10 protein-coding genes and 1 riboswitch are annotated in these 11,133 nt (G+C 70.9%); of the genes, 5 read left to right on the top strand and 5 right to left on the bottom strand.

Annotated elements, in window-relative coordinates; genetic code table 11:
- Positions 1 to 314: 314 nt before the first annotated feature.
- Together ACFVFH_RS24780 and ACFVFH_RS24775 are read right to left on the bottom strand one after the other, a co-directional pair.
- A complete protein-coding gene (locus ACFVFH_RS24780) occupies positions 315 to 1,730 on the bottom strand; it encodes a trehalose-6-phosphate synthase (protein ID WP_383772411.1) in 1,416 nt (471 codons plus the stop codon).
- A gap of 44 nt (positions 1,731 to 1,774) precedes the next feature.
- On the bottom strand, positions 1,775 to 2,731 hold the full coding sequence (locus ACFVFH_RS24775) for a glucosyl-3-phosphoglycerate synthase (protein WP_383772718.1): 957 nt from the start codon (positions 2,729 to 2,731) through the stop codon (positions 1,775 to 1,777).
- A gap of 153 nt (positions 2,732 to 2,884) precedes the next feature.
- Positions 2,885 to 3,011, top strand: a riboswitch (SAM riboswitch).
- Between the two features lie 17 nt (positions 3,012 to 3,028).
- Here ACFVFH_RS24775 and thrC point away from each other — a divergent pair.
- The 4 genes from thrC (at position 3,029) to groL (ending at position 7,268) form a co-directional block, all read left to right on the top strand.
- Complete coding sequence (gene thrC / locus ACFVFH_RS24770) at positions 3,029 to 4,339, top strand: threonine synthase (protein WP_383772409.1); 1,311 nt, start codon at positions 3,029 to 3,031, stop codon at positions 4,337 to 4,339.
- Between the two features lie 30 nt (positions 4,340 to 4,369).
- Positions 4,370 to 4,648: a MoaD/ThiS family protein gene (locus ACFVFH_RS24765; protein WP_266730791.1), complete on the top strand. Its 279-nt coding sequence runs from the start codon at positions 4,370 to 4,372 to the stop codon at positions 4,646 to 4,648.
- 421 nt (positions 4,649 to 5,069) lie between these two features.
- Complete coding sequence (locus ACFVFH_RS24760; RefSeq protein ID WP_003967346.1) at positions 5,070 to 5,276, top strand: cold-shock protein; 207 nt, start codon at positions 5,070 to 5,072, stop codon at positions 5,274 to 5,276.
- 369 nt (positions 5,277 to 5,645) lie between these two features.
- Positions 5,646 to 7,268, top strand: coding sequence for a chaperonin GroEL (gene groL, locus ACFVFH_RS24755; protein WP_072487928.1), 1,623 nt, complete (start codon positions 5,646 to 5,648; stop codon positions 7,266 to 7,268).
- 131 nt (positions 7,269 to 7,399) lie between these two features.
- On the opposite strand, the gene ACFVFH_RS24750 is transcribed toward groL, so the two are convergent.
- The 3 genes from ACFVFH_RS24750 to ACFVFH_RS24740 form a co-directional block, all read right to left on the bottom strand.
- The gene (locus ACFVFH_RS24750) at positions 7,400 to 8,641 is read right to left on the bottom strand and encodes a hypothetical protein (protein ID WP_383772407.1); all 1,242 of its coding nucleotides are present in this window, start codon (positions 8,639 to 8,641) and stop codon (positions 7,400 to 7,402) included.
- 300 nt (positions 8,642 to 8,941) lie between these two features.
- Positions 8,942 to 9,160, bottom strand: a complete 219-nt coding sequence (locus ACFVFH_RS24745; RefSeq protein WP_383772405.1) for a ferredoxin — start codon at positions 9,158 to 9,160, stop codon at positions 8,942 to 8,944.
- Between the two features lie 5 nt (positions 9,161 to 9,165).
- Positions 9,166 to 10,356 carry a cytochrome P450 gene (locus tag ACFVFH_RS24740; RefSeq protein ID WP_383772403.1) on the bottom strand — a complete coding sequence of 397 codons (1,191 nt, stop codon included), beginning with the start codon at positions 10,354 to 10,356 and terminating at the stop codon, positions 9,166 to 9,168.
- 112 nt (positions 10,357 to 10,468) lie between these two features.
- On the opposite strand from ACFVFH_RS24740, the gene ACFVFH_RS24735 reads away from it, so the two are divergent.
- The gene (locus tag ACFVFH_RS24735) at positions 10,469 to 11,068 is read left to right on the top strand and encodes a TetR/AcrR family transcriptional regulator (protein WP_383772401.1); all 600 of its coding nucleotides are present in this window, start codon (positions 10,469 to 10,471) and stop codon (positions 11,066 to 11,068) included.
- The last annotated feature ends 65 nt before the right edge of the window (positions 11,069 to 11,133 follow it).

Below are 11,133 nucleotides of genomic sequence, written 5' to 3'. Positions count from 1 at the left end.
CCGTACGCACGCTCGCTCGCCGCGTGGTCGGTGCCGTCCCCGTACGTCCGGTACGGGGACGCACCTGCGCCTTGCGACCGGCCCGCAACCGGACGCCGCACGGCCCGGACGCCGCACGCACGCTCGCTCGCCGCGTGGTCGGTGCCGTCCCCGTACGCCCGGTACGGGGACGCACCTGCGCCCTGCGACCGGCCCGCAACCGGACGCCGCACGCACCGGCCTCCGGCCCGACCGCGGCACTTCGACGACAGGCCCCGGCCTCTTCCGTCCGGACCATGCCGGGCCCGCCCGATCCGGACGGAAGGCCCCGGGGCTCAGTCCCGCCGCAGCGCGTCCAGCTGGTCCAGGAACCACTGCTGCGGCGGCAGCGCGACCGCCGCGGCGGCCAGGCGCTCGGTGCGCGCGGCCCGTTCGTCGTCCGCCATCGTCAGCGCCTCGTGCAGTGCCGCCGCCGTCGCGGAGACGTCGTACGGATTCACCACGACCGCGTCGCTGCCCAGCTCCTCGTAGGCCCCCGCCTCCCGCGACAGCACCAGCGCGCAGCCGTGGTCGGAGACGACCGGGATCTCCTTGGCGACCAGGTTCATCCCGTCGCGGATCGGGTTGACGAGCGCCACGTCGGCCAGCCGGTACGCGGCGAGCGAGCGGGCGAAGTCGTCCTCGACGTGCAGCACGACCGGCGTCCAGCCCGCCGTGCCGTACACGGCGTTGATCTCGTCGGCGACCCGCCGGACCTCGGCCGTGTAGTCGCGGTACACCGCGAGATCCTGCCGGGAGGGGTACGCGAAGGCGACGTGGACGACCCGCTCGCGCCATTCGGGGCGCTCGTCCAGGAACGCGCGGTAGGCGAGCAGCCCGCGCACGATGTTCTTGGACAGCTCCGTCCGGTCCACCCGTACGATCGTCCGCCGGCCGGGGCCGGTCTGCGCGCGCAGCGCCGCCATCCGCTCGTCCACGTCCGCCTCGTGCGCCCGGCGGCGCAGGAACCCGCCGTCCGCGCCGAGCCCGTGCACCCCGACCCGGGTGCGCCCGGTGCCGCCCAGGATCTGGGTGCAGCAGCCGATGAACGCGTCCGCCCACCGCCGGGTCAGGAACGCCGCCCGGTCCGAGCCCAGGATGCCGTGCAGCAGCTGTTCGGCGATGTCGTCGGGGAGCAGCCGGAAGTAGTCGACGGGTGCCCACGGGGTGTGCGAGAAGTGGCCGATGCGCAGATCGGGGCGGAGCTCGCGGAGCATGCCCGGCACCAGCGACAGGTGGTAGTCCTGCACCAGCACCGCCGCGCCCGGCTCCGCCTCCTCGGCGAGCGCCTCCGCGAAGGCCCGGTTGTACGTCTCGAAGGAGGCCCACCGCCGCCGGAACTCCGCGTCGAAGACCGGCTCCAGCGGTGTCTGGTAGAGCATGTGGTGGACGAACCAGAGCACCGAGTTCGCGATGCCGTTGTACGCGTCGGCGTGCACGTCCGCGTCGATGTCGAGCATCCGTACGCCCGGCTCGCCGACCCCGCGCCGGACCGCCTCCCGGTCCCCCTCGCCGAGCGCGGCGCACACCCAGAGCTTGTCGTCGACGGCGCTCAGGCCGGAGACGAGACCGCCGCCGCCCCGCTTCGCGTCGAGCGATCCGTCCGCGCCCAGGGTGTACGACACCGGGCCGCGGTTGGAGGCGACGAGGACCTGGGAGGACGGCCGGACGGGGGGCCGGGCAGTGGGCTGGGCTTCGTGCGCGGAGACCATGTTGCGGAATCTAGCCCGATCACGAACCGCCCAAACGTGCGAAGTCAGGCCGCCCGGCGTGAAACGTACTCCTCGACCTCGCACATCGGGGGGCGCTCCTCGGTGTCCACGGCATGGGTGCGCGGGACGAAGCCGTTCGCGCCGCGCTCGAACTGGGTGAGCGCCGGGCGCACCAGGTGGCCCCGGGACAGCCGCAGTTGCGCGGTCCGGTAGATCGCGGCCGCCATCCGGCCGAGCGCCTGGCCGTCCTGGTGCCGGTGCTTGCGCACCCCGACGTCGACCTGGGCCAGCGCGTCGAGGCCCACGGTGTGCAGCGCGTCGACCAGGAGGCCCAGCTCCACTCCGTAGCCGACGGGGAAGGGCAGCCGTTCGAGCAGCGAACGGCGTACGGCGTACTCGCCTCCCAGCGGCTGGACGAAGCCGGCCAGCCGCGGCCAGTGCAGATTGAGCAGCGGGCGGGCCACCAGCTCGGTCACCCGGCCGCCCTGGCCCGCGGTGTCGCCGAACGGGCGGTCGTACATCGCCTTCACGAACTGCACGTCCGGGTCGGTCAGCAGCGGGCCCACGATGCCGGAGACGAATTCCGCCGAGAAGTCCTTCAGGTCGGCGTCGACGAAGCACACGATGTCGCCGCCGGTCACCAGGAGCGAGCGCCACAGCACCTCGCCCTTGCCGGGCACGGCCGGGAGCCGGGGGAGTATCGCGTCCCGGTGCACGACCCGGGCGCCGGCCTCCCGGGCCACCCGCGCGGTGGCGTCGGTGGACCCGGAATCGATCACCACGAGCTCGTCGACCAGCCGGACCTTCTCCATCAGCTCGCGCCGGATCGTCGCGACGATCTCGCCGACCGTCGCCTCCTCGTTCAGCGCGGGCAGTACGACACTGACGCTTGCGCGACCCGCTTCCCCTGCCGCGGCCCTGGCGGCCAGGAGGCGGTCCAGCGGGCGGTCGGCGGCCGACCAGGAACGCCTGGTCAACCAGCATTCGACCTCTTCCAGCACGGTCGATACTCCCTGTATGTGATCCATCTCGCGGTTCGGACGGCTGTCTCGACGGTCCGGTGCTTCGGTTACAGTCTTGAACAACGCGGACGACCATCGCATGCCGGGGTCCGTCCGCCGACAAATGCCCGGATCCAAGATCCGGTGCCACAGCGCTCATCCAGAGGGACTGAGGGAACGGCCCGTTGAAGTCCCGGCAACCCCCCCACCGACCGACAGGTCCGGTGAGGAAGGTGCCAATTCCGTCTCGTGGCGAAACGCGCCACGAGGAAGATGAGGAGAAAGGGCCTCGCCATCATGGCTGCGCAGACCGTTGCAGTAAGCACCAGTTCTTCCGTCGACGCCGAAGCCGTCGACCTCGGTCCCGCTTCGGGCCTTTCCTGCCGCGAGTGCGGCGAGCGTTTCGAGCTCGGACCCATTTTCGCCTGCGCGTCCTGTTTCGGGCCGCTCGAAGTGGCGTACGACCTGCCGAGCGGCTCCCCCGAAGAGCTGAGGAAGCGCATCGAGGCGGGTCCGGCCAACATCTGGCGCTACGCGCCGCTGCTGCCGGTCCCCGCCGACGTCGCCGAGAAGCCCAATCTCAACCCCGGCTGGACCAAGCTCGTCCAGGCCGACAACCTCGCCCGTGAACTCGGTGTCGACCCGGGCAAGCTGTTCGTCAAGGACGACTCCGGCAACCCCACGCACTCCTTCAAGGACCGCGTCGTCGCCCAGGCCATCGAGGCGGCCCGCGCCTTCGGCTTCACCACCCTGTCCTGCTCCTCCACCGGCAACCTCGCCGGTGCCGTCGGCGCCGCCGCGGCCCGCGCCGGTTTCCGCTCCTGCGTCTTCATCCCGCACGACCTGGAGCAGGGCAAGGTCGTCATGGCCGCGGTGTACGGCGGTGAGCTGGTCGGCATCGAGGGCAACTACGACGACGTCAACCGCTTCTGCTCCGAGCTCATCGGCGACCCGCTCGGCGAGGGCTGGGGCTTCGTCAACGTCAACCTGCGGCCGTACTACGGCGAGGGCTCCAAGACCCTGGCGTACGAGATCTGCGAGCAGCTCGGCTGGCGGCTCCCGGACCAGCTGGTCATCCCGATCGCGTCCGGCTCGCAGTTCACCAAGATCGACAAGGGCCTCCAGGAGCTGATCAAGCTGGGGCTCGTCGAGGACAAGCCGTACAAGCTCTTCGGCGCCCAGGCCGAGGGCTGCTCGCCGGTCTCGGTCGCGTACAAGGGCGGCCACGACGTCGTCCGGCCGCAGAAGCCGGACACGATCGCCAAGTCCCTGGCCATCGGCAACCCGGCGGACGGCCCGTACGTCCTGGACATCGCCCGCCGCACCGGCGGCGCGGTGGAGGACGTGGACGACGAGCAGGTCGTCGACGCGATCAAGCTGCTGGCGCGCACCGAGGGCATCTTCGCCGAGACGGCGGGCGGGGTGACGGTCGGTGTGACGAAGAAGCTCATCGAGGCCGGTCTGATCGACCCGTCGCTGACCACCGTCGTACTCAACACGGGTGACGGGCTCAAGACCCTCGACGCGGTGGCCGAGACCTCGCAGGCGACCGCGACGATCCGGCCCAGCCTGGACGCGTTCCGCGCCGCCGGCCTCGCCACCAGCTGACCACCCGAGACTCCAGGAAGGGCACCCACCATGAGCGTCAAGGTCCGCATCCCCACCATCCTCCGCACCTACACGGGCGGCCAGGCCGAGGTCCCGGCCGAGGGCTCGACCCTCTCCCAGGTCATCGAGTCCCTGGAGCGGAACCACCCGGGCATCGCCGCCCGCGTCCTGGACGACCAGGGCAAGCTGCGCCGCTTCGTGAACGTGTACGTCAACGACGACGACGTGCGCTTCGAGGGCGGCCTGGAGACGGCGACGCCGGACGGCGCCGGGATCTCGATCATCCCGGCCGTGGCCGGCGGCTGCTGACGTCCTGTCCGGCCACCCCGCGTTATCGAATTGCCCCCTCCGTGTTTGAAACGGAGGGGGCAATTCTGCATGGTTGAGCGCGGTAGAGTGTGGGAAGTCCCCCCAGCTGCCCGTGCCGCCCGCATACGAGAATGCGCCCGGCCACGACAAGATGCAGCCAAAGTGCGCGATCCGCTTGAGGCATAAGTCGCCTTTGCCCGGCCCGACTTGCCCAGGATTCATATGAATTCCGCATATCCGGGCGTTCGGTTCTGCCGAGAATTCTCGTCCGATTGACCTGTTGCAGAGGGCAGTTGGGCAGATACATTCAGCCGCGGTCGACGCGTTCCGGCGCACACACCCTCTCCTGTCGGAGGGTGAGTTCTGACCCGGGTCCGCGAAGTGCGGTCCTGCGCAAGGGCCAGTAATAGGGGAGTTAGGCATGGCTCAGGGCACCGTCAAGTGGTTCAACGCGGAGAAGGGGTACGGCTTCATCGCGGTCGACGGTGGTGCGGATGTTTTCGTCCACTACAGCGCGATCCAGATGGACGGATACCGCACCCTCGAAGAGGGTCAGCGAGTTGAATTCGAGATCTCGCAGGGCCAGAAGGGGCCGCAGGCAGACATGGTCAAGCTCGCCGTCGGCTGAGTTCGAGCGGTCGGCCAACGACACCACTCACGCACGGAGGGCCCGTACCCCGGGGGTACGGGCCCTCCGTGCGTCTGCGTGCGTCTCAGTGCGTCCCGTGCGTCCCATGCGTGAGCCCCCGGCGCGCTCCGCGCCGCCGCCCCGGGAGCCCCGGCGCGGTGTCCACATCCCGAGGGGGACGCTTGCACTCTCGGGGGTCGAGTGCTAATCATTGGCGTTAGCACTCTCCAGGTGAGAGTGACAGAACTTGGACCGGGCCGGTGAGGCCCGCAGGTCGGTGGGGCAAGGAACCACCGGTCACGCAGGCCGTCCGTCGCGGGCGCCACTCGGTCCGGAGAAATCCACCCCTGTCCGGGAGGACCACTTCACATGGCCAAGATCATCGCGTTCGACGAGGAGGCCCGGCGCGGTCTCGAGCGCGGCATGAACCAGCTCGCCGACGCCGTCAAGGTCACCCTTGGCCCCAAGGGTCGCAACGTCGTCCTTGAGAAGAAGTGGGGCGCCCCCACGATCACCAACGATGGTGTTTCCATCGCCAAGGAGATCGAGCTGGAGGACCCGTACGAGAAGATCGGTGCGGAGCTGGTCAAGGAGGTCGCCAAGAAGACGGACGACGTCGCCGGCGACGGTACGACCACCGCCACCGTTCTCGCCCAGGCTCTCGTCCGCGAGGGTCTGCGCAACGTCGCCGCGGGTGCCAACCCGATGGCGCTCAAGCGGGGCATCGAGAAGGCCGTCGAGGCCGTCTCCGCCGCCCTCCTGGAGCAGGCCAAGGACGTGGAGACCAAGGAGCAGATCGCTTCGACCGCCTCCATCTCCGCCGCCGACACCCAGATCGGCGAGCTCATCGCCGAGGCCATGGACAAGGTCGGCAAGGAAGGCGTCATCACCGTCGAGGAGTCCCAGACCTTCGGTCTGGAGCTGGAGCTCACCGAGGGTATGCGCTTCGACAAGGGCTACATCTCGGCGTACTTCGCCACCGACATGGAGCGCATGGAGTCGTCCCTCGACGACCCGTACATCCTGATCGTCAACTCCAAGGTCAGCAACGTGAAGGACCTCCTTCCGCTGCTGGAGAAGGTCATGCAGTCCGGCAAGCCGCTGCTGATCATCGCCGAGGACGTCGAGGGCGAGGCCCTGTCGACCCTGGTCGTCAACAAGATCCGTGGCACCTTCAAGTCCGTCGCCGTCAAGGCCCCGGGCTTCGGTGACCGCCGCAAGGCCATGCTCGGCGACATCGCCATCCTCACCGGTGGCACCGTCATCTCCGAGGAGGTCGGCCTCAAGCTGGAGAACGCCGGTCTCGACCTGCTCGGCCGCGCCCGCAAGGTCGTCATCACCAAGGACGAGACGACGATCGTCGACGGCGCCGGTGACAGCGACCAGGTCCAGGGCCGCGTCAACCAGATCCGTGCCGAGATCGAGAACTCCGACTCGGACTACGACCGCGAGAAGCTCCAGGAGCGCCTCGCGAAGCTGGCCGGCGGCGTGGCCGTCATCAAGGCCGGTGCCGCGACCGAGGTCGAGCTCAAGGAGCGCAAGCACCGCATCGAGGACGCGGTGCGCAACGCCAAGGCCGCCGTCGAGGAGGGCATCGTCGCCGGTGGTGGCGTGGCTCTGCTCCAGGCCTCGGCCGTCTTCGAGAAGCTGGAGCTCTCGGGTGACGAGGCGACCGGCGCCAACGCCGTCAAGCTGGCGCTGGAGGCCCCGCTCAAGCAGATCGCCGTCAACGGTGGTCTTGAGGGCGGCGTCGTCGTCGAGAAGGTGCGCAACCTGGCCGTCGGCCACGGTCTGAACGCCGCGACCGGCGAGTACGTCGACATGATCGCCGAGGGCATCCTCGACCCGGCGAAGGTCACGCGTTCCGCCCTGCAGAACGCCGCGTCCATCGCCGCGCTGTTCCTCACCACCGAGGCCGTCATCGCCGACAAGCCGGAGAAGGCCGCCGCGGCCGCCCCGGGCGGCATGCCGGGCGGTGACATGGACTTCTGATCCTGACGGATCGGTCGTTCCTGTACGGCTCTGTCGTCTCGGCCCCCTGGACCAGCCGGTCCAGGGGGCCGAGGTGTCTCACCGCGCGTACACACGCGCCCTGCCCGGCCGGGTACCGGAGGAGTGCCGTCCTACGGGAGCCGGTCGAGGAGCCAGGCGCAGAGCTCCTCCGTCACCAGGGTGTGCCCCTCGTTCCGGGAGGCGAGCCGGAACTCGTCCAGCCCGCTCGCGCCCGGCGGGAGCCGCGAGATGTCCGTGTACAGCTCGTCGTCCGTGTCCAGGTCGGCGACGTCGACCGCACTGACGGACGGGACGAAGCAGTGCGAGCGGATGCGCACATCGGCCTTGAAGCCGAGGAACGGGTCGAGGGAGTTGAAGGCGTCGGCGAGGATGCCGAAGCCCTCCAGGGAGCCGCCGGGCGCGCCGTCGATCGACGGAAGCCCGCTCGTACGGCCCTCGTTGGTCTTCAGGGTCAGCACCCGCAGCTTCGCGACGAGTTCGTCGCGGCCGGGTGCCTGGGTGTAGAGCCTGGTCCCCACGACCGACAGGCCCTTGCCCTCCAGGGCCAGTTCCCCCGCGCGCACATCGGTGCCGATGCCGGTGTCCGTGCCGTTGGCGACGCCGATCAGCCGGGGCCGGCGCGGCCACTCGCCGACGGCCGCCATCTCCGCCAGGAACGCGGCGCGCGCGTCGCTCTGGTCCGGGGTGTCGTCCCACTTCGCGAGGTGCCGCCACAGCAGCTGGCGGGCGGCCGGGCTGTTGATCTGGTCGGAGAACCGGCTGTCGAGGTCCTTGATGTAGTGCGCGAACGCCTGGAGCGCGACCGGGATCCAGGCGCCCCGGTGCGGGCTGTCGTACGAGAAGTACAGCGCCGTCCGGTGGTCGATGCTGTCGGTCTCCATCCTGGCCAGCGCGTGCCGGGTGACGAGCCCGCCCGCGCTGAATCCGCCCACGGCCAGCGGCGCGTCGCCCCGCTGCTCGGCGATGGTCCGCGCGATCGCCGCCCGTGCGGTGCGGGAGTTGTCCAGAATCGATGCACTGCGTTCGTGGAAGCCGAGAAGAATGACGTCGTGGCCCCGGCGGCGCAGCTGGCTGATGAGCGCGTAGTCGCCGAACTCCATGATTTCCCAGGAGAATTCCAGCTCGCTCGGCCCGGTGCCGAAGCCGTCGGCGACGATGACCGGCCGCATCAGGCCGGTGTGCCCCTCGCCGTAGTAGACCCAGGCGGTGCCGCCCGGCAGATCCCATACGGTGCTGGGCGGCAGCGGAAGGGAAGCGGGCCGCTGGGCGTCGAGGCGGGGGCCCGGGGCCAGGGCGATGGCGGGCCTCTCGCGGAGCCCGGAGACGATCTGCTCGTGGGACGGTTCGGACATGGTTCGCTCCCCTTTGGGCCGGTTGATTACGATGCGCGCCAAGAGGACCACGCAACGTAGCGATCAAGCGGCGAAGGAGGATCAAACCACCCCCAGGTGGGAGCCGGTTTCGGACACCGGGCGTGGCGCGGTGCCGGGTCGGTCGCGGCGGCGCGATCTCGACGGTGGGGGCCGTCGGTCCGGCGTGCCCGGCCGGCCGGGCGGCCCGCCCGCGAGAGGGGCGGCGGGGGCGCGACCGCGTGCGGGGGCCCGAGCCGCCGGGCGGGGGCGCCGCGGCGGCTCGGGCGTGGTGGCGGGGGCTCAGTCGCGGCGGGGGCCGATGACCGAGGCTCCTTCGTGCACGGTGATCGCCAGGGCCGGGCAGATGTCGGCCGCGTCCAGGACCCGTTCGTCCGGCTCGATCCCCTCGGTCCGCGCGCGGGCGCGCTCGCCGTCCAGGGCGAACACCTCCGGGACCGTTCCGGCGCACATCCCCGAACCCTGGCAGAGCTGGGCGTCGACGCGTACGTTCCAGGTCACGGCGCTCACCACTCCACCGGCATGACGCGCGGACCGCGCACCAGCATCTCGGACTTCCAGGTCACGTCGCCCGCCAGGCGCAGCCCGGGGAAGCGGGTGATGAGGGCGGACAGCGCCTCCTGGAGTTCCAGCCGGGCCAGCGGGGCGCCCAGGCAGTGGTGGACGCCGTGGCCGAATCCGAGGTGCTGGTTGCCCTCGCGGGCGATGTCGAGCACGCCCGGGGCGGTGAACCGGAGCGCGTCGCGGTTGGCGGCGCCCACGGCGACCAGGACGGGGCTGCCCGCGCGGACGAGCGTTCCGCCGACCTCGATGTCCTCGGTGGCGTACCGGGGCTGACCGGCCCCGCTGCCCAGGGGGACGAAGCGGAGCAGCTCCTCCACGGCGTTCGGCACGAGCTCCGGCTCGGCCCTGAGCCTGGCCAGCTGGTCCGGGTGGTCGAGGAGGGTGAGGACGAAGTTGGGGATCTGGGACGCGGTGGTCTCGTGTCCCGCGACCAGGATGCCCACGCAGAGGTCGATGAGTTCGAGTTCCGAGAGCCGGTCGCCGTCATCGCGGGCCTCGATGAGCGCCGTCATCAGGTCGTCCTGCGGTGCCCGGCGGTGCTGGTCGATCAACCCGGCCATGTAGGCGCGGAGTTCGGCGCGGCTCGCGTCGAACTCCTCGGCGGTGAGCGAGCTGGTCGACAGCGCGTCGTCGCTCCACACGCGGAACCGCGGCCGGTCCTCGGTGGGCACGCCCAGCATCCGGCAGATCACGGCGACCGGCAGCGGCAGCGCGAACAGGTCGACCAGGTCGGCGGGCGGTCCGGCGGTCTCCAGCTCGTCGAGCAGGGCGGCGGTCAGCTCCCGGACCTGGGGGCGCAGCTTCTCGACCTGGCGGACGGTGAACGCCTTGGCGACCAGGGAGCGCAGCCGGGTGTGGTCCGGCGGGTCCATGCCGAGGATCCCGCCGTCGCGCTGCCCCTCGGACTGGCGGGGTTCGTCGTGCGAGGCGGCCGCCGCGCGGCTGAAGCGCTGGTCACCGAGGACCAGCCGGGCATCGGCGTAACGGGTGACCAGCCAGGCCGGCTCCCCGTACGGCAACTGGACCTTCAGGAGGCCCGATTGGCCGCGGACCCGTTCGTAGGCATCGGAGAGCTGGAGTCCGTCGGGGGTGTTGAAGGGGTAGGCAAGGGGTGCGATATCTGCGGTCGTCACTGCGGCCTCCCGGATGTAAGCAGCTGCTTACAACGGTAGGAGCGCCCTGCGCGGGCGGTCAACGACGCTTTACGGCCGTTATCCTGACGGGCCGTCCGAGAGGAATTCCGCCATGGAACCCCGTTCCGTCCCGCCGCCCGAGGAGCGCCGCAGGGACGCCTCGGCGACCCGTCGCCGCCTGTTGGAGGCGGCCCGTGACCTGTTCGCGGAGCGGGGCTACGAGGGCACGACGGTCCGGGCCATCGCGGCGCGGGCCGGGGTCAACCAGGCCCTGCTGTTCCGCTATTTCGGCTCGAAACGGGGTTTGCTGACGGAAGTCGTCGCGCTGGGCGGGCTGGAGCAGCTGCGGGCGACGCCGCCGGAGGAGCTCTTCGAGACCGCCCTGCGGTCGATGCTGACCCGGAGCGCGGAGAAGACGGAGGACCGGTCCCTGGAGGTCTATCTGCGCTCGGTCGGGCGGGGCGACGAGGCGGCCGGAACGCTGCGGGAGCTGGGGGAGGAGTACCAGAGCGCGTTGGCCGGGCTCTCCGGTGCCCCGGACGCGGTGCTGCGGGCGGATCTCGCCATGGCCTGGCTGCTGGGGATCGGTCTGATGCGGACGGTCGTCGCGCGGGAGCCGCTGGCCGGTGCCGAGCCGGACGACGTCTGCCGTCTGGTCCTCGGCACGCTCAGCCATCTGTGGGCGGCGGAACCGGGCGACGACGAGGCGTAGCAGGGGCGCGCCGGGGCCCGGGGGACGCGGCCGGGCCCGGGACGTGTGCCCCGGGCCCGGCGCAG

Origin of the sequence: Streptomyces sp. NPDC057697 (assembly GCF_042799335.1) — a bacterium.
Classification (GTDB): Bacteria; Actinomycetota; Actinomycetes; order Streptomycetales; family Streptomycetaceae; genus Streptomyces.
The sequence above is the reverse complement of the archived record's forward strand: the minus strand, read 5'-3'. Positions and strand labels throughout refer to the sequence as shown.